General features: G+C 34.7%; 17 protein-coding genes, 5 tRNA genes, 1 rRNA gene and 1 riboswitch. Of the genes, 21 read left to right on the forward strand and 2 right to left on the reverse strand.

The genetic code is table 11. The features are described 5' to 3' along the window. The first annotated feature begins 38 nt into the window (after window positions 1-38). From rrf to FP432_RS00270, 15 genes are all read left to right on the forward strand, one after another. Window positions 39-155 (forward strand): 5S ribosomal RNA (gene rrf, locus FP432_RS00200). A gap of 13 nt (window positions 156-168) precedes the next feature. After that, a tRNA-Asn gene (locus FP432_RS00205) sits at window positions 169-241 on the forward strand. A 17-nt stretch (window positions 242-258) separates the two neighbouring features. After that, window positions 259-348: transfer RNA gene (locus FP432_RS00210), tRNA-Ser, on the forward strand. Between the two features lie 87 nt (window positions 349-435). Further along, a tRNA-Glu gene (locus FP432_RS00215) sits at window positions 436-507 on the forward strand. A 5-nt stretch (window positions 508-512) separates the two neighbouring features. Beyond that, window positions 513-585, forward strand: a tRNA-Val gene (locus tag FP432_RS00220). A gap of 72 nt (window positions 586-657) precedes the next feature. Beyond that, window positions 658-736: riboswitch (SMK box riboswitch) on the forward strand. Beyond that, the gene (gene metK / locus FP432_RS00225; protein ID WP_265488801.1) at window positions 734-1939 is read left to right on the forward strand and encodes a methionine adenosyltransferase; all 1206 of its coding nucleotides are present in this window, start codon (window positions 734-736) and stop codon (window positions 1937-1939) included. It overlaps the preceding riboswitch by 3 nt. Before the next feature lie 74 nt (window positions 1940-2013). Next, a complete protein-coding gene (locus tag FP432_RS00230; protein ID WP_265488802.1) occupies window positions 2014-2925 on the forward strand; it encodes an amidohydrolase family protein in 912 nt (303 codons plus the stop codon). A 90-nt stretch (window positions 2926-3015) separates the two neighbouring features. Next, complete coding sequence (locus FP432_RS00235) at window positions 3016-3444, forward strand: Rrf2 family transcriptional regulator (protein ID WP_265488803.1); 429 nt, start codon at window positions 3016-3018, stop codon at window positions 3442-3444. 7 nt (window positions 3445-3451) lie between these two features. Continuing rightward, window positions 3452-4453: an NADP-dependent oxidoreductase gene (locus FP432_RS00240; protein ID WP_265489569.1), complete on the forward strand. Its 1002-nt coding sequence runs from the start codon at window positions 3452-3454 to the stop codon at window positions 4451-4453. A gap of 316 nt (window positions 4454-4769) precedes the next feature. Continuing rightward, window positions 4770-7184, forward strand: coding sequence for a leucine--tRNA ligase (leuS, locus tag FP432_RS00245; RefSeq protein ID WP_265488804.1), 2415 nt, complete (start codon window positions 4770-4772; stop codon window positions 7182-7184). Window positions 7185-7277: 93 nt separating this feature from the next. Further along, complete coding sequence (locus tag FP432_RS00250) at window positions 7278-8942, forward strand: putative polysaccharide biosynthesis protein (RefSeq protein WP_265488806.1); 1665 nt, start codon at window positions 7278-7280, stop codon at window positions 8940-8942. Between the two features lie 167 nt (window positions 8943-9109). Continuing rightward, complete coding sequence (locus FP432_RS00255; RefSeq protein WP_265488807.1) at window positions 9110-9856, forward strand: hypothetical protein; 747 nt, start codon at window positions 9110-9112, stop codon at window positions 9854-9856. A 104-nt stretch (window positions 9857-9960) separates the two neighbouring features. Continuing rightward, entirely contained in the window at window positions 9961-10944 is a 984-nt protein-coding gene (locus FP432_RS00260; protein ID WP_265488808.1) for an N-acetylmuramoyl-L-alanine amidase family protein, read from the forward strand. A gap of 100 nt (window positions 10945-11044) precedes the next feature. Further along, the gene (locus tag FP432_RS00265; RefSeq protein ID WP_265488809.1) at window positions 11045-12376 is read left to right on the forward strand and encodes a C39 family peptidase; all 1332 of its coding nucleotides are present in this window, start codon (window positions 11045-11047) and stop codon (window positions 12374-12376) included. A 17-nt stretch (window positions 12377-12393) separates the two neighbouring features. Next, window positions 12394-13707: a L,D-transpeptidase gene (locus FP432_RS00270; RefSeq protein ID WP_265488810.1), complete on the forward strand. Its 1314-nt coding sequence runs from the start codon at window positions 12394-12396 to the stop codon at window positions 13705-13707. A gap of 123 nt (window positions 13708-13830) precedes the next feature. Here FP432_RS00270 and FP432_RS00275 read toward each other — a convergent pair. Beyond that, window positions 13831-13914: transfer RNA gene (locus tag FP432_RS00275), tRNA-Leu, on the reverse strand. Window positions 13915-14014: 100 nt separating this feature from the next. Here FP432_RS00275 and FP432_RS00280 point away from each other — a divergent pair. The 4 genes from FP432_RS00280 to fba all read left to right on the forward strand — a co-directional run bounded on the left by FP432_RS00280 (window position 14015) and on the right by fba (window position 19105). Next, complete coding sequence (locus FP432_RS00280; RefSeq protein ID WP_265488811.1) at window positions 14015-14878, forward strand: NAD(P)H-hydrate dehydratase; 864 nt, start codon at window positions 14015-14017, stop codon at window positions 14876-14878. Next, window positions 14865-16142, forward strand: a complete 1278-nt coding sequence (locus FP432_RS00285) for a serine hydrolase (RefSeq protein WP_265488812.1) — start codon at window positions 14865-14867, stop codon at window positions 16140-16142. The genes FP432_RS00280 and FP432_RS00285 overlap by 14 nt, the downstream gene beginning before the upstream one ends. Before the next feature lie 283 nt (window positions 16143-16425). Then, on the forward strand, window positions 16426-18096 hold the full coding sequence (gene argS, locus FP432_RS00290) for an arginine--tRNA ligase (RefSeq protein ID WP_265488813.1): 1671 nt from the start codon (window positions 16426-16428) through the stop codon (window positions 18094-18096). A gap of 91 nt (window positions 18097-18187) precedes the next feature. Next, complete coding sequence (gene fba, locus FP432_RS00295; protein WP_265488814.1) at window positions 18188-19105, forward strand: class II fructose-1,6-bisphosphate aldolase; 918 nt, start codon at window positions 18188-18190, stop codon at window positions 19103-19105. A 51-nt stretch (window positions 19106-19156) separates the two neighbouring features. On the opposite strand, the gene FP432_RS00300 is transcribed toward fba, so the two are convergent. Next, window positions 19157-19996, reverse strand: coding sequence for an RluA family pseudouridine synthase (locus FP432_RS00300; protein ID WP_265488816.1), 840 nt, complete (start codon window positions 19994-19996; stop codon window positions 19157-19159). A 91-nt stretch (window positions 19997-20087) separates the two neighbouring features. Here FP432_RS00300 and FP432_RS00305 point away from each other — a divergent pair, with 91 nt between their 5' ends. Together FP432_RS00305 and FP432_RS00310 are read left to right on the forward strand one after the other, a co-directional pair. Beyond that, on the forward strand, window positions 20088-22148 hold the full coding sequence (locus tag FP432_RS00305) for a PBP1A family penicillin-binding protein (RefSeq protein ID WP_265488817.1): 2061 nt from the start codon (window positions 20088-20090) through the stop codon (window positions 22146-22148). Between the two features lie 22 nt (window positions 22149-22170). Beyond that, window positions 22171-22530 (forward strand): YlbF family regulator, encoded by a 360-nt coding sequence (locus FP432_RS00310; RefSeq protein WP_265488818.1) that lies wholly within the window; start codon window positions 22171-22173, stop codon window positions 22528-22530.

The following is a 22530-nucleotide window of genomic DNA, read 5'->3' on the forward strand; positions in this document are numbered from 1 at the left end:
AGATTATATTTAGTTTTGAGTGTAAAAGCTCAAAAGAGTACGGTGGCGAAAGCGAGAAGGATACACCTGTTCCCATGCCGAACACAGAAGTTAAGCTTCTCCACGCCGAAAGTAGTTGGTGGGAAACTGCCTGCGAGGATAGGAAGTTGCCGTGCTCTTTTTTAATATTCCGGCTTAGCTCAGTTGGTAGAGCACCTGACTGTTAATCAGGCTGTCGTCAGTTCGAGTCTGACAGCCGGAGTCGTAGCTTAGTATTATGGAGTGTTGTCCGAGTGGTTGAAGGAGCATGATTGGAAATCATGTATACGGGCATTACCTGTATCGAGAGTTCGAATCTCTCACACTCCGTCGGGCTACAAAGTTTCTGCATTTAGTAAAAAGTTATTGCTAAATAAAAAGGAAACTGGTATATTTATATAAGTGCTCAGATAATATGACCCGTTGGTCAAGTGGTTAAGACACCGCCCTTTCACGGCGGTAACATGAGTTCAAATCTCGTACGGGTCATGAATGGAGGATTAGCTCAGCTGGGAGAGCATCTGCCTTACAAGCAGGAGGTCACAGGTTCGAACCCTGTATCCTCCATAGTTCAATGGAAGCTACCACCTATGTGGTGGCTTTTTTTATTACGTTGAACTAAAGTATTATTTCTAGTGGAGTCGGTTCAGGTCCCAAAAGGATTCGTGAATATACGAAGATGCCTTGTAACCGAAATATATTTTAGGGGGACACCATGGAAAAAGAAAAACATTTATTTACTTCGGAATCCGTTTCTGAAGGACATCCAGATAAAGTTGCTGATCAAATTTCTGATGCAATTTTAGATGCAATTTTAGAAAAAGATCCTAACGGAAGAGTAGCATGTGAAACTACTGTAACTACAGGATTAGTTTTAGTAGTAGGAGAAATTACTACTAATGCATATGTAGATATTCAAAATGTAGTTAGAAAGACTATACTTGAAATTGGATATGATAAGCCAGAGTTAGGGTTTGATGGTAATAATTGTGCTATTTTAGTGGATATTGATGAACAATCTGCTGATATTGCTGGTGGTGTGGATAATTCATTAGAAGTTAGAGATAGTGCTCGCGATACTGATGAATTAGACCAAATTGGAGCTGGAGATCAAGGATTGATGTTCGGGTTTGCAATTAACGAAACACCTGAGTTAATGCCCCTTCCTATTTCACTTTCCCATAAATTAATGAAAAAAGTTGCTGATTTAAGAAAGAATGGTACTTTACCTTGGCTTAGACCGGATGCTAAAGCCCAAGTTACTGTTGAGTACGATGATGATGGTAAACCTAAGAGAATTGATACTGTTGTTATCTCAACACAAACCGACGAAACTGTAACTTTAGATGAAATTAAAAGCAGTATGATCAATCAGGTAATTAAAGAAGTTATTCCTGATAAGTATTTAGATGAAAATACTAAATATTTGATAAATCCTTCTGGTCGTTTTGTTATTGGTGGGCCAAAGGGAGATTCTGGCTTAACTGGTCGTAAAATTATTGTTGATACATACGGTGGTTATGCTCGTCATGGTGGAGGAGCATTTTCAGGTAAAGATTTAACTAAAGTAGACCGTAGTGCAAGTTATGCAGCACGATATGTAGCGAAGAATATTGTTGCTGCAGGTTTAGCTGATCGTTGTGAAATTCAATTAGCTTATGCAATTGGGGTTGCGCACCCAGTATCTATTATGATTGATACTGCTGGAACTGGAAAAGTTGATGATGACTTATTGGTTGAAGCTGTTCGCCATACTTTTGATTTAAGACCAGCTGGTATTATTAAGATGTTAGACTTGCGTCGTCCAATTTATCGTCAAACCGCTGCATATGGACATTTTGGTCGTACAGATGTTGATTTGCCTTGGGAACACACTGATAAGGTAAATGATCTTAAAAAATATGTAGAAGAACATAAATAAAATTAAAGCCTTAAATTTTTAATTTTTAAGGCTTTTTATTTTAATTAATTAAAATTAAGCTAGGAGAATTATTAATGGATTATATCGATAGTTTTGCTCATATTTTGCCTAAAAATTATTATCAAGCTGTGTTAAAGTACGATTCATCAATACCTGATAAATATCCTTTTATTAATATTCCTACTTTAACAAATTTAGGTGAGCGGTTAAAATATTGGCCGGCATCGAATATCAAACAGGTAATTTCGTTTGCCAACATTAATGCAGAAGATTTTACTGAGCCGGTCCAAGCTGCTCACTTAGCCCATGAGGGAAATATAGAGCTAGCAGATATTGTAGCAAGCCACTCAAATTATTTTGAAAGTGGAGTGGGTATGCTAGCCCTTAACAACATTGAAAAAAGTAGAGAAGAATTAGAATGGATTGCAAAAAATAAGTATTTAGTTGGAGCACAAATTTTTACTCGTCATTTAGGAAAGAGTATTGCTAATGAAGAGTTTGAACCAATCTTTGAAGTTGCTCATAAATTAGGATTACCTCTTTGGCTTCATCCAGTATTTGATTTGCGCAAACCTGACAATAACTTGGTCTTTTCTTGGGAATATGAATTATCTCAAGCTATGTTGCAGCTAGTTCAGGCACAGCTCTTTAAAAAATATCCTAATATTAAAATTATTGTTCATCATGCGGGTGCGATGGTACCATTTTTTGCAGGAAGAATTGATCATATTTTACCTCCAGAATTAGCAGCTGACTTCAAAAAATTTTATGTGGATACTGCCATTTTAGGAAATCCACCAGCCTTAAATTTAGCTCTAGATTATTTCGGCATCGATCATGTTTTGTTTGGAACAGATGCGCCATTTGCAGTAAAGCCAGCTGGAGCAACAGATCTTATAATTACTGCAATTAATAAACTAAATTTAGATAAAGCAGCTTTAGAACAACTTTATTCAAAAAATTATAAAAATTTATTAAGTAAGTAAAAGGAGCCTCAAAATGAGGCTTTTTTTGTTGCAGTATAAATTATTTTTTATACAATGTATTAATAACTGATACATTTAAAGGATAACAAAATGAATGATGTTAAGTTTTCAGTAGCGATTCATATTTTAGTAATGATTGCTACCAGCTCCGTAGATGTTAATTCAATTGCTTTAGCGCAAAGTGTAGGGACTAATCCTAGTTATATTCGAAAAATTTTATCGCTCTTAAAAAAGAGAGGATTAATTGAAAGTCATCGAGGAAAATCTGGCATTAGTTTAGTTAAAAGGCCAAAAGATATTTCATTATTAACAATATACGAAGCTGTTGAAGAGCAAGAACCAACTTTTTTTCAAATTCATCAACATGCTAATCGTCACTGTCCAGTTGGAAAAAATATTAAAGAAATGGTTTTTCCAATTGAAAGTAAGCTAGAAAAGCAAATTTCAGAAAGTTTAGCTTCGGAGAATTTAGCAGATGTAATTGAAAGATTAGGGAAATTAATAGAAAAGGAAAATTAACATGAAAATACAAGCAGCTAGATTATTTAAATATAGTAAAACCAATCCTGAAATTAAAGTAGTAGAAACTAAGGTAGAAGAACTACAAGCAGATGACTTGTTAGTGCAAGTGTTAAATGCTGGTGTAAATCCCCTAGACAATTTAATTGCGCATGGAGAGTTAAAATTGGTTTTCCCATTTAAGTTACCGCAAACAATGGGAAATGAGTTTGTTGGCATTGTTAAAGAAGTTGGTGCTAATGTAACTGACTTTAAAGTGGGTGATCGAGTTTTTGCAAGAAATCCACTTGATAATATTGGGGCATTTGCCGATGAATTGGTGCTTAAACAAGCTGCAGTTGCTAAAGTTCCAGAGTATTTAACTAACCCAGAAGCAGCTGCTGTACCATTGACAGCTCTCACTGCGATGCAAGCGTTAGAATTAATGGACTTTAAACCAGGACAAACCTTGTTTATTTCTGGTGGAACTGGAAGTTTTGGGGCAATGGCAATTCCAATTGCAGTAGCTAAAGGATTAAAAGCTATTACTAATGGTAGTAGTGCTAAAAAGGAAGAAGTAGAAAAATTAGGTGTTAGTCAATTTATTGACTATCGTAAAGAAAACTACTGGGATGTTCTTTCTAATATCGATTTTGTAATTGATACTTTGGGTGGCGATAATATTGAAAAAGAAATGAGTATTATGAAGCCTGGAGGTGTGTTAGTTACTTTAAGAGGAATGCCAAATAAAGCTTTTGCTAAGTCAATGGGAATGAGCAAAGCTAAGCAGCTGTTGTTTGGTATGGCTAGTGCAAAAATGGATCGGTTAGCTAAAAAGTATGGCGTTACTTATCACTTTATTTTTGTGCATGCAGATGGGAAGCAATTAAAAGAAGCTAGTGAGATTTTAACGCAAAAAGAGATTAGACCAGCATTAGGTAAACATTTTACCTTGGCACAGACTCAAGCTGCAATGGACCAAGTTGCTAAGGGGAGAAATGCAGGAAAGATTATTTTAGATATTAATTAGAAATAAAAGCTAGCTAAGATAACCTAACTTAATTAATCAGCTCTTGTTTTTACTATGACTTATGTGTTAAATTATAATCATTATCTTAATGAAGCAATAAAGGTTAGAAAGTAGTAACATTTGGATTCTTTTAGAGAGAGACTGGTGCTGAGAAGTCTTAGATGAAGGTGTGAACTTGTTCTAAGCAATGCCTTTCGTCATACTATCCGCGTTAAGGAATAGTTCAAGGGTCACAAATGTGAAACTTAGGTGGTACCGCGATAATTCGTCCTATGATTATTTATAATCATGGGATTTTTTTATTAGGAGGAAATTAATGTACAATCATAAGACTGTAGAAAAGAAATGGCAAAAATATTGGGCAGATCATAATACTTTTAAAACAGGAACAGATCCTAAAAAGAAAAATTATTATGCTTTAGATATGTTTCCTTTCCCTTCAGGTAAGGGACTTCATGTGGGTCACCCAGAAGGATATACAGCAACTGATATTCTCTCACGTATGAAGCGTGCTCAAGGATATAATGTATTGCACCCAATGGGCTGGGATGCATTTGGTTTACCAACTGAACAATATGCTTTGAAAACTGGTGAAGATCCAGCAAAGGTTACTGATGAAAATATTGCTAATTTTAAAAAGCAATTAAACAAATTGGGATTTTCTTATGATTGGGACCGTGAAGTTAAAACTTCAGATCCTAATTACTATAAGTGGACTCAATGGGTATTTGAACAAATGTACAAGAAGGGCTTAGCTTATGAAGCTGAAGTTCCTGTTAACTGGTCTCCGGATTTAGGTACTGTTGTGGCTAATGAAGAAGTTATTGATGGCAAAACTGAACGTGGTGGTTATCCAGTTTACCGCCGTAACATGCGTCAATGGATGCTTAAGATGACTGCTTATGCTGATCGTTTACTTGAAGATTTAGATGACTTAGATTGGCCAGAAGCTGTTAAAGAAATGCAACGTAACTGGATTGGTCGTTCTGAAGGAGCCCAAGTTACTTTTAAGGTAAAAGACAGTGACAAGACTTTTGATGTCTTTACTACCCGTCCAGATACTTTGTTTGGTGTAAGTTATACTGTTTTGGCTCCTGAAAGTAAGTTAGTGCAAGAGATTACTACTCCAGAACAAAAAACAGCTGTTGATGCTTACATTAAGAAAATTGAATCTAAGTCAGATTTGGAAAGAACTGATCTTAATAAAGATAAGACAGGTGTCTTTACAGGTGCTTATGCTATTAATCCAGTTAATGGTAAAGAAGTTCCAATTTGGATTTCTGACTATGTTTTGGCAAGTTATGGTACAGGTGCGGTAATGGCAGTACCAGCTCATGATGATCGTGATTATGCCTTTGCTTCTAAATTTAAGTTGCCAATTAACCGTGTTATTGAGAGCGGAGATTTAGAAAAAGGAGCCTTCACTGGTGATGGCAAGCATATTAACTCTGAGTTTTTAGATGGTTTAAATAATGAAGAAGCTAAAAAGCAAATGATTGCTTGGCTTGAAGATCATAATGTAGGTCAAAAGAAGGTGAACTACAAGTTACGTGATTGGGACTTTAGTCGTCAACGTTACTGGGGTGAACCAATCCCTGTTATTCACTGGGAAGATGGAGAGACCACGTTAGTACCTGAAGATCAATTGCCATTAGTTTTACCACATGCTACTGATATTAAGCCATCTGGTACTCCTGAAAGTCCATTGGCCAACTTAACTGATTGGGTAAATGTAGTAGATGAAAATGGCCGCAAGGGTAAACGTGAAACTAATACTATGCCAAACTGGGCAGGTTCTTCATGGTATTACTTACGTTATATTGATCCACATAATGATAAAGAATTAGGTGATTATGATTTACTTAAGGCTTGGTTACCAGTAGATCTTTACATTGGTGGGGCAGAGCATGCAGTGCGTCACTTACTTTATGCTAGATTTTGGCATAAGGTTCTTTATGATCTTGGTGTTGTACCAACTAAAGAACCATTCCAAAGACTTTATAATCAAGGTTTAATTCTTAAAGATCATGAAAAAATGTCAAAATCTAAGGGCAATGTTGTTAACCCAGATGAAGTTATTGATGAATATGGTGCCGATAGCATAAGAATGTATGAAATGTTCATGGGACCATTAGATGCTTCAATTGATTGGGATGATAATGGTCCAGCTTCAACTAAGAAGTTTTTAGATCGTATTTGGAGAACAATGGTTAATGATTTAGATCTTCAAGCTATTCCTAGTGAAAAAATTGTTGATGAAAATGATGGCACCCTTGATAAGGTTTATAACGAAACTATTAAGAAAGTAACTGAAGACTTTGAAAACTTGCACTTTAATACTGCAATTTCTCAAATGATGGTCTTTATGAATGCAGCACAAAAAGCTAAGCAAATACCTCGTGAATACGCCGAAGGTTTCATTAAATTAGTTGCTCCTGTTGCTCCTCACATGATGGAAGAAATCTGGTCAATTTTTGGTCATGACGAATCAATTACATTTGCTGAATGGCCAAAATATGATGAAAGTAAATTAGTTGAATCAACTGTTGAGATTATGGTGCAAGTTAATGGAAAATTACGTGGTAAATTCAAGGCACCTAAAGATACAGTAAAAGATGAACTAGAAAAAGAAGCATTAAGCTTAGAACACGTCAAAAAATTCTTGGAAGGTAAAGACATTAAGAAGGTAATTGTCATTCCTAATAAGATCGTGAATATTGTTGCTAAGTAGTTTAAGTTTTTCCTAAATAATTAATTTATTTAAACAAAGTAAAAATATCTGAGTATGATAAATTTCAGGCTCGTTTTGAAGTAGGAAAAATTTATGGAAAATAATACAAAAAATTCTAATACCCAGGAGACGATGGTTAAAGGTTCCGCATGGATGACCTTTGGCTCAATCTTTTCGAGAATTCTTGGGGCGATTTATATTATTCCTTGGTATGCCTGGATGGGAAATCATGGAAATATTGCTAATGCTTTAACTGCAAAAAGTTATAACGTCTATAGTTTGTTTATTATTGTTTCTACAGCAGGTATTCCAGGTGCCATCGCCAAACAAGTGGCTAAATATAATGCCTTGAATGAATATGGAATTGGAAGGCAATTATATCGGAGAGGCTTGATTTTAATGACGGCTTTTGGGATTGCTTGTGCAGCTCTTATGTATTTTGCAGCACCAGTTTTGGCAGCAGATGATATTTTGGGTGCAATTTTCCATGGCGCAAATTCAGACCCCGCACAAGTTGCGGTAATGAGAAGTTTATCTTATGCCTTATTATTAATCCCAATTTTAAGTATTATGCGTGGGTACTTCCAAGGTTATGCCGACATGATGCCACCAGCTATGTCACAATTAGTGGAGCAATTAGCGCGAGTAGGGTGGATGTTGTTTACTGCTTATCTTATTATGCAAATTCAACATGGATCCTATGTGAAGGCAGTTGTTCAGTCTAATTTGGCAGCTGCTATTGGGGCGGTCTTTGGGATCTTACTTTTGGTCTGGTTTCTTTATCGAAGACGTAAAACAATTAATAATTTAATAGCTAATTCAAATAATGCAGTAAAAATTTCAACAATTGAAATTTTTAAAGAAATAATCAATCAATCGATTCCATTTATTATCATTGATTCCGGCATTACTTTGTTCCAGTTAGTTGATCAATATACTTTTCCTTCTATGATTAGGATGTTTGTTCATGCAAGTCAGGTGCAAGTCGATACTTGGTATGCATTATTTGGACTTAATGCCAACAAGCTAATTATGATTATTGTTTCTTTAGCTACTGCTATGGCTGTGACTGCAATTCCTTTACTATCTGGTGCACATGCACAAAAAAATTATCAAAGTATTTCTAATCAAATTGAAAATATCTTAGAATTATTTCTTTTTGTAATGTTACCTGCAGCTTTCGGGATGGCGGCCATTTCGGGACCTATCTATACTATCTTTTATGGCTATGATGCGTTAGGATCTCACGTCCTATATTTATCAGCTTTTACTGCCATAAGTTTAGGGGCCTTTACAGTTTTAATGGCTATTCTTCAAGGGTTATCTGAAAATGGCTTAGCAATTAAATATTTGATCTTGGGATTAATTATTAAGTTGGCAGTTCAATTACCAATGATAAAATTTTTCAAGGTTTACGGTCCTTTAATTGCTACTAACATAGGGATGATTGTAACTATATGGTTAGCTATTCAGCATTTAAAGGTTAGATACAAATACAACTCTAATAGAACTGCTCGTAGATTTATCGGGATTACGGTATTTTCTATTATTATGTTTATTTGTGTAAGTGCAGCTATATTTTTATTTGGAAAATTTATTTCTCCGGCTGGACGTGTGGGCGCAATGATCTTAGTTATTATTGCGGTAGCTATTGGTGGCGCTATATATGGTTATTTAGCAATAAAGACAAGTTTAGCTCAAAAAATCTTAGGCCATAAAGTCGATAGCATATTAGCTAAATTGCACATAAGAATATAAAAAAATAAGTCTATGATAAAATTCATAGACTTCTTTTTTTGAATATTTTGATTTCTATCAAAATACGCCCCTGCCAAGGTAAGTAAATTATACACCTTAATGAGTAAAATCTTTTTTAAATGTAATTAAAGAGTGTAAAATAAGATTGATAGAAAAGGGGAACGATAATGAAAAAAGATACTTACATGACCTTATTAGGCTTGAGAGACGTTTGTTATAATGATTTTAATTTTGATATCGATAACAAAAATCCTTTTTTAGGAACAGATACTTATAAAAAAATTGAAGAAATTTTAAAGAAAAATCAAACGGAAGATTTACTTAAGGAATTTGAAGTAGGTTCAAATATTTATCAAGATTACGCACCAGAATATTTAAGTTTAACTACAAAGCATGAAATTGAACATGATATTAATGCAGCCCGTGAATACTTAGATAATTATTCCGGTGATAAAGATGATCTTAAGAAAAACTATCAAGCATTTCTAGATGATAATTCATTAAGCTACTCTTTTGGTGCAGAAGATAATTTAGATCAAGTGCAGAAAGATTTAAATAATATTGATACAGAAAATGTTATTGTGTGGGAAAGAAGAAAAAATGAATATATTCTTTTACCTCACTCTTTCCAAAGTCTAGAAAGAATTAAAAATAAGATTTCTTCTGTGAAACGCGAAAACGATAAAGCTATTAGATTAGCAATGGAAAAGCTATTTAATAATATTAATGACTTTTTAAAACCTTTCAGTAAAAGCCAATATGGTAAATATGAAAAAGATTTGCCTGAAGATTTAAAGGTGAAGCTTGAACATGAAGCTTTACTTTTACAAAATGATGCTCGTGAAGTTGGTGCAGAAAAATTAGCTAAGACAGCAGAAGAGATCGCACGAAAAGCAAATGATGATTTTGAGTAGAAAAGGTACTTACAGAGTGTAAGTACCTTTTTTATAATTTGAAAATTAGTATAGGAATTATGTTTTGAATGCTTTATACTAATATAAGTTGTAAGGAGGAAAAGATGAAGAAAAGTATTTTAACCACAACTTTTATCGCAGGATTAGTTTTATTAGGAATCAGTACAACAAATGCAAAGGCTGATACAATTACTGATACTCAAAGTAATCAAGCTGTAGCAACTCCTCAAAATAATAATTCATCTATTTATGTGGATGATACTGTTGAACATCCTCGTTTGAAAAACGTTAATGGCTATATTAATCAAAATCATTTGCAGTTTTCAGGTATCAAGGATGAAAGTGCACAAAGTACCTTTACTGCAGGGAAGAATTATCGTCATGGGGCACCTGAGGGTATTGTAGTTCACGAAACCAATAAGCCTAATATCTCAGCACAAGAATGGGCTGATAAGTTTAATGAAAATTGGAAATCAAATCAAACTTATGTACATGCTTTTGTAGATAAATCTCAAGTTGTTCAAATTGCTCCAACTAATAAAACAGTATGGGGTTCAGGTTATTATGGTAATCAACGGTTTATTCAAGTAGAACTATGTGAAGAAAATACAGAACAAGATTTTGCTCAAAGTATTCAAAATGATGCTACCTATATTGCAAAATTACTTCACCAATATAATTTGAAGCCTAGTTTAGCAGATGGAAAAGGTAATGGAACGATTTGGTCTCACCATGATGTTTCTAAGTATTTAGGTGATACTGATCATACTGACCCAGATGGTTATTTTGCATGGCATAACTACTCAATGCAACAATTCTTCAATTTAATTAAGCAGCGTTACGATGAACTTGCACCGTTATATAGCCAGAACAACGTAATTGATGAAAAAGGTGTTGGTCAAGTTCGTTATAACGGTAAAGGTAAAGTGGCGATATGGTATACACCTAATAGTGGTCACAAGATCGTTAAATATGTTTCCCGCAATACGAAGTGGAAGTTTTTCAAAGTTGCCAAAATTAACGGTCACCTTTGGTACAATTTAGGTGGAAACCAATGGATTGACGGAACTTATTTTATTAAAAAGTAAGCAGAATAGCATCTACAAAAGTAGATGCTATTTTTATTGAAAAAACTTGGGCACCAACTTATAATTAAGACTGATTTTATTTTTTAACGAGGCATATTTGATGAAGAAAATTAATTGGATCTGCGGGGTTACTCTTTTAGGAATAACTATTTTAGGCAGTGGCAAAGTACACGCTGCTGAAAATAATTCGCAAAATACTGATACTAAAATTGCAATATCATCTGAAGCTGGTAATAAGCAGCAAAGTGCTACTTCCAGCTCGGATTTTAATACAAGGGATTCTATAACTAATGCAACAACTGAAAAATCTACTAATTCAAGCGCTCAAGTAATTAATCAGAATCAAGTAGTTAGAATTCAATATAGTGGTAAGGGTCAGGTTGCTGTTTGGGATAATTATCAGGCACCTCATAGCATTACTAAATATTTACCTAAAAATACTTCTTGGAAGTCGTTTAAAGTTGCCACTTTGGATGATAAGCATCAATGGTATAACTTAGGCGGGAATCAGTGGGTAGACAGCAATTATGCCGTTGTTCAAACTAGATCATCTGCTATGAAAGTTACTAAAAATCAAGACGCTCCTAATTCTACTGAAAAAATACAAAATGCTACTCCTGAGAATAAAGTAATCACAATCAACTATTCGGGAAAAGGAAAAGTGGCAATTTGGTCGAATTTTGATCAAAACAAAAAGATAAAACAATACGTGGCGCCAAATACAAATTGGGTAATTAATAAAAAAGCAACAGATATAAACGGAAAAATTTGGTATGATCTTGGTGCGAACCAATGGTTAGACAGTCAATATGCCAGAGATACTAATGGGATTATTTACTATAGTCCCCTTAAAGCCAATGTATTTTGTCGAGCAGGCAAGATACAATCTGGTAAAATTCTAAATGGTAAGCAAACTATTTATACTCATCCTAATGGTGCAATTTACCGTGTCCAAATGGATGTGCCTGTTATTAGTCAATTGCCACAATTACCAACAGGATGTGAGATGACAGCTGTAACAATGATGTTGCAATATGCTGGAGTTAATATTAATAAGCTTCAAGTAGCAGCTGAAACTCCAAGAGCTAATGATGGAAATCATGGTTTTGTTGGTAATCCCTATAGTCCTAGTGGATGGTGGGTTTTCCCAAGTGGGATTGCTGCGGTTGTAAATAGACATTTAGGACATAGTAGTAATTTAACTGGTGCAAGTATTAATACAATTAAAAATAAGCTCCTGCAGGGGCATCCAGTAGTTACATGGGTAGCAAATATGAATGGTTTTGTTAATCATGCTTTGACTTTAACTGGTTTTTCAACTAACGGAATAATCTATTATAATAATCCGTGGACTGGAAAAAGAGAGTCAATGAGCGAAAGTAACTTTTTGAGGCACTGGAATAATGATAAGAGACGAGCCTTAAGTTATTAGTTAGAGAGGAAAGAAAAATGAAAAAGATTAACTGGTTATGCGGGATGACATTAATTGGAGTTGCCCTTTTAAGTAGTGGTAAAGTTCATGCTGCCGATACAACTACTCAAGCAAATCAAGAAAATACTACTAGTGAAAATAATGTGGTTTCAAAGTCACAAACTCCTGATTTAGGTGAGACACAAGCAAGTAGTCAAAGCCAACAAAGTAATAAAGAAATAACAGCTGCAACTACTACACAAACTACAAATAATAGCAGTGAAAAGAATATTGCTATCAATAGTTCGACTAATTCAACTAAAGTACAAAATGTTAGTGGAATAATTAGAGTCCAATATTCAGGAAAAGGCCAAGTAGCTATCTGGAATAATTATGAAACTCCTCGTAAGATTACAAAATTTGTTCCAAAAAATACTAGTTGGAAAACATTTAAAGTAGCTACTCTTGCTGATAACCACCAATGGTATAACTTAGGTGGAGACCAATGGATTGATGGTCAATATGCTAGTGCTAATTTGAATAATGGCAAAGTTAGTGAAAAGACACCTGTAAAAGTTGAAAAGACAGCAGGTGATTGGACAGTAAATAGTGTTAATGAAAAGATTTCGATTGCTTATTCAGGAAAAGGTCAAGTAGCTGTTTGGACTACTTATGCTAATGGCAAGAAGATTGTAAAATATGTGCCAAATGCTTCATCATGGAAGGTATTTAAAGAAGCAATTCCTAAGAATGGATACGTATGGTATAACTTAGGCGGTAATCAATGGATTACTTCTGAATATGCAAATATTCAAAAAACTGCAACTAATAGCACAGTATCTACCAAAATAGTAGCTGTCCCATCAAGAAATCCTCATCAACCATACGCAGATCCGGCTGATATGCGTAAGAGTAATTACTGGAATAAAACAAGTGAGACTAAAGCTCATCCAAATTTAAGAAATGTTAAGAATCTTTGGATTAGAGTATCAATTTTGGGTAATAGAACCTATGTAATGTCTGGCAATACTCCAGTATATACTTTATATTCTTCAGCTGGTCGAATTGTGAACGGTAAAAGTCTAACACCTACTGGTACTTACTATGTACAACCAGAACGTGGAACTACATTCGTTGGAGCTCACTACTATGTAAGTTGGAAAGACCATGGTGTATATTTATTCCACTCAACTATTACCAATGGTTATAACGGTCCTTATGATATGCATGCAGCTAAATTATTAGGTACACAACCACTTTCTCACGGCTGTGTACGACTAACTGTGCCTGATGCAAAATGGTTCTACCAAGAATTACCTGTTGGTACAAAGGTTGTAATTGCAAATAATTAAATTAAAAAGAGATAATGAAATTTAATCATTATCTCTTTTTTATTTTTTAAAAGTTGGTGCGCATTTAGTGCGCACTTGTGAATAGCATTATTGATATATCAGTACTTGAGGGTGCTAAACGAATGCCCTGGACAGGATTCGAACCTGCACTCTCGTAAGAAAACAGCGACCTGAACGCTGCGCGTCTGCCAATTCCGCCACCAGGGCAAAGTAATTCTTGAATATATAGAACATCATACCAAAAAATTGATAAAATGGGAATGTAGAAGATTATTAGTATTTATTGTCTACTAATTGAGGAGAAGAAATGAAGATCAAAGCTGATATCTTAGAACAAGTGATTAAGCCACGAAAGAGTGCTAGTCATAAAGGTAATTACGGTAAAATTTTATTAATTGGTGGTAGCAGCCATTATGGTGGCGCAATTATCATGGCCGCAGAAGGTGCGCTGAACAGTGGAGCGGGACTCTTGTGTGTAGCGACTCATAATCTAAACGTAACGGCGTTACATAGCCGTGATCCTGAAGTAATGTTTATTGATTGGCGTGATGAAGCAGGATTAAAACAATTACTACCCCAAATGGATATAGTTGTTTGTGGAATGGGCTTAGGTACTGAAACACGCAGTATAAAGTGTATGGAATTATTACGTGATAACATTAATAATGAGCAAACGCTTGTATTGGATGCTAGTGCCTTGACTTTAATTTCTAAAAATAAACATTTACTTCCCTATAACGCTAAAGCGATCATTTTAACGCCACATCAAATGGAGTGGCAACGATTAAGTGAAATACGAATTAATTATCAAAATGATGCAGCTAATTTTGAAGCTTTAGATACTTTATTTCCTCAAAAAAATGCCTACTTGGTATTAAAATCTAATCATACTAAAATATATGAGCAAAAAAATCATCAAGTGTTAGAAAATCCTCTAGGAAATCCAGGGATGGCAACTGGTGGGATGGGTGATACATTGGCTGGAATTATTGGAAGTTTTTGCGGTCAATTTACAACTAAGCTAGATACCATTGCAGCAGCAGTTTATCTTCATTCACTTGCAGGAGATAAAATTTTTCAGGAAAATTATATTGTTCGGCCTACAAAATTAAGTGCTAGTTTACCAGAATTAATGAAGAAATATGGTGAGAATAACGATGAAAATGATTAAAAAGAATATTTGTCTGACCTTACTTGGACTTGTTTTATTTATAGGATTGTTGGGCATTGGTGATTGCCAAACACATACTGTTAGTGCAGCAATCAACAATTATCAAGATGATAGAGTTAATTTAAACGTAAAGAGTGCTATCGCTGTGGATGCAAAAAATGGTCAAGTTTTTTATGCCAAAAATGCAGATAAAAAAATGCCAATTGCATCAATGTCAAAATTAATAACTATTTATTTAACCCTTCAAGCAATTAAAGATAAAAAAATTAGTTGGGAGCAAGAAGTAACTCCAACTAAGCAGATGGTTAAAGTAAGTAAAAATCCTGATTATTCTGGTGTTCCGCTAGAACTTAGGCATAAATATACAGTTCGCCAATTATATGAGGCAACTCTAATTGCTTCCGCCAATGCTCCAGCAATGTTGCTTGCTCAAACAGTTGGCGGTAGCCAAGTTGGTTTTGTTAAGCAGATGCAAAATCAAGTTAAAAAATGGGGAATAAAGAATGCCAAAATTTATACTCCTGATGGCTTACCAAATTACACTCAAGGAAAAGATGCATATCCAGGTGTAGGCAAGAATGCAGAAAATGAGTTATCTGCTGCTGATATGGCAATTGTAGTAGATAAGCTAGTAAGTGAATTTCCTGAGGTAATTAAAACCACAAAGATTGCCCATAAAGATTTTAATGACCAAGGGAAAATAACTTCAATGGAAAATTGGAATTGGATGCTCAAAGGTTTATCCCAATATGATGCAGCTTACCCATTGGATGGATTAAAGACAGGTACAACTGACGCGGCAGGAGCTTGTTTTGCTGGAACAATGATAAAGAATGGGCGTCGAATTATTACCGTGGTGATGGGGGCACGTCATCAAGACGGAAGTGACCCATCTCGTTTTGTTCAAACCAAAAAATTATTAAATTATGTTTTTTCAAATTATCAACTTTACATTATGAAAAAAGGGCAAAAAATTGATGGCGTAAATGAAGTTGCTGTTCCAAATGGAAAACAAAAGACTGCCTCATTAGTGATGCAAAAAGATACTGGAATTTGGATTGCAAATGGAAAACATATTACCGCTAAATTTTCTCAAGATAATATCGCTGCACCTATAAAAGCCGGACAAAAGGTGGGATATTTTGATGTGGCGGCTATTCCATCAATTAAAGATAAAGATGGTGTACAATTACCAGCTACTGTAACTCAAAATATTGAAAAAGCAAATATCTTTGTTAGAGTATGGCGTAAGATTTTTGGTTAGAGTGTTTAAATTTAACTTTTAAAAATGTTAGTTGGATATTTTAATAATACCTGCTATAATCGTTATTTGAATAAGATCAAAAGTAGTAATTTTAATTTGTTTTCAGCGAGCTTATGGTGATGGGAGATAAGTAGCAAGTTAAAATGAAGGCGTGTTTGATTTTTACATTTTGATTAATTAAAGCGGATCTTTGTATCAAATAGAGTGGTACCGCGGGAAAATTCTCGTCTCTTTCTAAGTAATTTAGAAAGGGACTTTTTTATTGCAAGAAAGGTTGAAATAGATGGATTTTAAACAAAAAGTTGTTGATTTAATTGATGAGCAAGTTGATTTACCTAAAGAAAAAATCAATCTTTTAATTGAACGTCCAAAGAATGAAAAAATGGGTGATTATGCATTTCCAGCTTTTGCATTAGCAAAAATTGAACATAAAAATCCAGCTGAAATTGCTAAGAATATTGCAGAGCAGATTAATGATGAAAACTTTACTAGCATTCAAGCAGTAGGTCCTTACGTTAACTTTGCGATTGACCATGCAAAATTAGTTAATTCCACTTTGACAGATGTCTTGACTGAAAAAAATAATTTTGCCGATCAAAAGTTAGGTACAGGAAATGTCGCTATTGATATGTCTTCACCCAATATTGCTAAACCAATGTCAATGGGTCACTTGCGTTCAACTGTAATTGGTAATTCTATTTCAAAGATTATGGAAAAAGTTGGTTACACTCCAATTAAAATTAATTACCTAGGTGACTACGGTACCCAATTTGGTAAGTTAATTACTGCTTACAAGTTATGGGGTAATGAAGAAGATGTAAAAAAGGATCCAATTACTAATCTTTTCCATTACTATGTTAAATTCCATGAAGAAGCCGAAAAGAATCCAGAATTAGAAGATGAAGGACGTGCTTGGTTCAAAAAACTTGAAGAAGGAGATCCCGAAGCAGTTAAGCTTTGGAAATGGTTCAGAGAAGTTTCATTGCAAGAGTTTAACCGTATTTATAAAGAATTAGACGTTGATTTTGATTCTTATAATGGTGAAGCTTTCTTTAACGATAAAATGACACCAGTAGTTGATGAATTGAGACAAAAGAACTTACTTCATGAATCACAAGGTGCTCAAGTTGTTGATTTGGGTGAAGATGAAAACCCAGCTTTAATTTTAAAATCTGATGGTTCAAGTCTTTACATGACACGTGACTTAGCTGCTGCCCTTTACCGCAAAAATGAATATGATTTTGTAATGTCACTTTATGTTGCAGGTAATGAACAAAGTGGCCACTTTAAACAATTAAAACAAGTTTTAAAGAAGATGGGCTACGATTGGTCTGATGATATTTACCATATTCCATTTGGTTTAATTACTCAAGGTGGTAAAAAGTTATCTACTCGTAAAGGGAACGTTGTGTTCTTAGATCAAGTTTTAAAGGATGCAGTGGCTTTAGCTCAAAAGCAAATTGAAGAAAAGAACCCAGATTTAAATAATAAAGAAAGGGTCGCACATGATGTTGGTGTCGGAGCAGTTGTTTTCCATGATCTTAAGAATGATCGTTTAGATAACTTCGACTTTGATTTACAAGAAGTTGTGCGTTTTGAAGGAGATACTGGTCCATACGTTCAATATACTAATGCACGTGCGCAAAGTATCTTGCGTAAGGCAAACAAAGAAGTTTCAATGGATAATTTAAGCTTAGATGATAACTGGGCAGTTGCAAAACAATTAGCTGATTTTCCAAATGTAGTCGCTAAAGCAGCGGAAAAATTTGAACCTTCAATTATTGCTAAATACGCCCTTAGCTTAAGTAAGAAATTTAACAAATACTATGCAAATGTTCGTATTTTAGATGATAATGAACAATTAAATGCGCGTTTAGCTCTTGTACAAGCTACTTCGATTGTTTTAACTGAAGCATTACGACTTTTGGGTGTAAACGCTCCAAAAGAAATGTAAATTTATCCATAAAAATTAAGGATAAAGTATGTTAATTTTTGCACTATTGGGTTAAACTAAAGTTGTACAAGAATTTAGGAGGTATTTTTTAATGGCTTATTTTGTAAACGGTAACGAAATTTTTAAAGCTGCTCGTAAAAACCACTACGCTGTTGGTGCTTACAACACTAACAACCTTGAATGGACTCGTGCATTATTAAAGGGTGCTAAGGAAACTAGAACTCCATTATTGATTCAAGTTTCTACTGGTGCTGCTAAGTACATGGGTGGTTACAAGACTGTTAAGAATCTTGTTGAAAATGAAATGGATAACATGGACATTGATGTACCAGTTATTTTGAACTTAGACCACGGTGACTATGAATCAGCTAAGGAATGTATCGCTCTTGGTTACTCATCAGTTATGTTTGATGGTCACAACCTTCCAACTGAAGAAAACTTAGAAAAGACTAAGGAAATCGTAAGATTAGCTCACGAACGTGGTATTTCTGTTGAAGCTGAAATCGGTAAGATTGGTGAAAACCAAGGTGCTGATGGTGGTGAATTAGCATCAGTTGAAGATGCTAAGAAGTTCGTTGAAGCTGGTGTTGATAAGCTTGCTTGTGGTATTGGTAACATCCACGGTGTTTACCCAGAAGGCTGGAAAGGCTTAAACTTTGACCGTTTGAAGGAAATTGCTGAAGCTGTTCCTAACACTCCACTTGTTTTACACGGTGGTTCAGGTATTCCTCAAGATCAAATTGAAAAGGCAATTTCTTTAGGTATTGCTAAGATCAACATTAACACTGAATTCCAATTAGCATTCCAAGCTGCTACTCGTAAGTACATCGAAGAAAAGATGGACTTAGACAAGGGCAACAAGGGTTATGACCCACGTAAGCTTTTGAGAGCTGGTACTGATGCAATTACTGATTCTATGAAGGAAATGATTTCATGGATGGGTACTGCTCCAATTGATTCAAAAGAATCATCAGTTCACTTTGATGAAGCTTCATTAAACGAAGAATAATTCATCTTTTATAAAATAAAAAACCTCAGGAAATCCTGAGGTTTTTTTATTTTATAAATTTACAGTTATTTGCTCAAAGGAAAAAGGCTTCTGAAAAGTAAGCCGGTAGGCTTCAAGTTCAAGGCCTTCTCCCTCTTGATAATTTTTATTATAAAGTGGATCGCCAATAAGAGGACAGCCGATACTAGCTAAATGCACTCTAATTTGGTGGGTGCGACCTGTTTCTAATTGAATTGCTAACTGAGCTTTATTATCTTTTCGTTGCAGTACTTGATAATGTGTAATAGCCTTTAGACCATCTCTTCTGACTATTCTTTTTCGTTGGTCGTGTGGATCTTGGCCAATTGGTAAATTAATGGTTCCTTTGTCCTTGGCTAAATTATCTGTTTCTACCCAAGCTAAATATTCTCTATTTAAAGTTTTATTAGTAAGTTGACGATTTAAAATAGGAACTACAGCTGGATTTTTGGCTACTAATAACAGTCCATGGGTCAGCATGTCTAGCCGGTGGACAATATAAGGGGTATTTTTTAAATAAGTAGCACAATCATTTAATGCGGTATTAGTTTCATCAAGGTTAGGGTGAGTTTTTTGCCCGCCAGGTTTATTGATAACTAGAATGTTCTCATCTTCATAAATAATATTAGGTATTTTTCCGCTAGGTGGATAAATATGTTGAAAAGTTTCTACATGATCTAAAATAATATTAACTTTATCTCCTGGTTTAACTGTGAAATTTAATGGAAGATAGTTATCATTTATTTGTATTTTTTTCTCTGTTCGCAAAAAGTGCCGCCATTTACGTGGAATTAAAAGCCGGCGCATTAGTTGATCAACTGTAATTGGTGGATAATTTTGTGGATATTGTAAAGTAAAATTATAATTTTTCATCTTGATTTTTTATTAAACTTAAATTATTGAGGTATAGAGTTACTTTAATATGCTAAAATCAAAATATTGATTTAATTAAGGAGAGCATTTAATGCATTCAGAAAAACAAGGTTTTGCACACAGTCTCTGGGTGCATCTTAAAGAATTTAATCATCGATTTCAAATCATTCGTTGGTTAATTTTTATTATTCTGACTTTATTTTTAATAGTATGTACTTATTATACCGTTAAAGTTAAAACTTCAAATATTCCTAATTTAAAGGCCTCATTAGCGACAACAACTACAATTTATGATGATAAGGGGCAAAAAGCTGGTGAATTGTATTCACAAAAAGGATCTTTCGTCGAACTTGATCAAATATCACCAGATATTCAAAATGCGGTGATTTCAACTGAAGATCGTACTTTTTACAAAAATCATGGGTTTAGTATTAAAGGGATGGCAAGAGCAGCAATTGGTGGTTTAATCCATCATGGAATTGTTGGAGGTGGCTCCACTCTGACGCAACAGCTAGCCAAGAATGCTTTACTAACGCAGCAACAGACTTTCTCAAGAAAATTTGAAGAATTATTTTTTGCAATTGAAATAAATCATACTTATTCTAAAAAAGATATTTTAACAATGTATTTAAATAATGCATATTTTGGTAACGGGGTATGGGGCGTTCAGGATGCGTCACGTAGGTATTTTGGTAAGGATGCTTCTGATGTTACTCTAGGTGAAGCGGCAACTTTAGCCGGAATGCTAAAAAATCCGAGTGGATACAATCCTATTGATCATATGGATAATGCAATTGCACGTCGCAATGTTGTCTTGGATTTAATGAAAGAAAATAATAAAATTTCTGCCAGCCAGGAAAAAGAAGCGGCAGCAACTGGATTAAGTTTGCATAATACGTTTACGCAAAAAGATGGTTATCGTTATCCTTATTTCTTTGATGCGGTGGTAGATGAAGCAATTAATCGCTATGGTCTTAAAGAAGAAGATGTAATGAATAAGGGGCTGAAAATTTATACAACCCTAGATCCTAGTTATCAAACGGCAATGCAAAACAGTTTTGAAAATGACAGTAATTTTCCACCAAATGCTGCTGATGGAACCCAGGTTCAAGCTGCAAGTGTTGCTGTAGATCCAAAAACCGGAGCAGTACGTGCAATAGTAGGTGGCCGTGGTTCTCATGTCTTCAGAGGTTATAATCGTGCTACGCAGATGAAACGTCAGCCTGGATCAAGTATTAAGCCACTGGCGGTTTATGCTCCAGCTTTGCAAAACGGTTATAACTATGATTCTAAATTGTCCAACAAATTACAAAAGTTTGGTAAGAATGATTACGAACCTCACAACGTCGATAATGAATATTCGAATACAATTCCGATGTATGAGGCGGTCGCAGAAAGTAAAAATGTTCCAGCAGTTTGGTTATTAGATAAAATTGGAGTGGCTAAAGGAGTTCAATCGGTTGAAAACTTTGGTATTCATGTAAGTAAACAAGATCAGAACTTAGCATTAGCTTTGGGTGGATTATCAACAGGTGTTTCCCCTTTACAAATGGCCCAAGCATATAGTGCGTTTGCGAATAAAGGGAATTTACCAAATCAAACACATTTTATTACCAAAATTACAGACGCAAGTGGAAAAGTGATTGCGCAAGATAAGGATACTGGCTCTCACCGCATTATATCTGATAATACAGCCAAAGAAATGACATCAATGTTACTAGGTGTGTTTGAAAATGGGACAGCGCAATCTGCACAGCCAACTAGCTTTAAAGTTGCAGGTAAAACTGGCTCAACTGAAGTTCCCGACTCCTATGGTTTTGGCACTAAGGATCAATGGCTTGTAGGATATACACCCGATGTTGTTGTTTCAACTTGGGTTGGTTTTGATAAGACTGATGAAAGTCATTTTATGCATGGTGTCTCTGAAACTGGGGTCACACGACTTTATCGCTCTGAAATGGAAAATATTTTACCATATACACCGCAGACACAATTTACTGAAAAGAGTCCTAGTCAAATTTTGAAAACTACTGATAGTAAGAAGAATTGGTTCGCGCAATTTAATGATCAGATTAAAAAGGGAGTCGATGATGCTGGGTCAAAAGTAAATGAATGGTATAATAATGTCAAAGGATTTTTTGGAAATCGATGATTTTTAATGAGGAGATTTTACTATGGCAAATTTTTATGATGATGTAAATAAGCTTGCAGAAGACTTAAAGCAGACTCCTGAATATCAAGCATTAGAGAAGGCAATTGATGAAGTGAAAAATAGTCCAGAGAACTTGAAGCTTTACCAAAGAATGGACGCACTTCAACGTAAAATCATGGCTGCTCGACAAGCTGGACAACCAATGACAGATGAAATGAAAAAAGAATACGAAGAAGTCAATAAAGCAGTTTCTGATAGCGATCTTTTAAAGAAAATGATCAATGAAGAACAAAAGTTATATAAAATTATTGGCGATATTCAACAAGCTGTAACCAAATCAGTTGGTGAATTATATGAGGAATTATCAGAAAATAAGAAATAA

Origin of the sequence: Lactobacillus sp. PV034 (genome assembly GCF_014522305.1) — a bacterium.
Lineage (GTDB): Bacteria > Bacillota > Bacilli > Lactobacillales > Lactobacillaceae > Lactobacillus.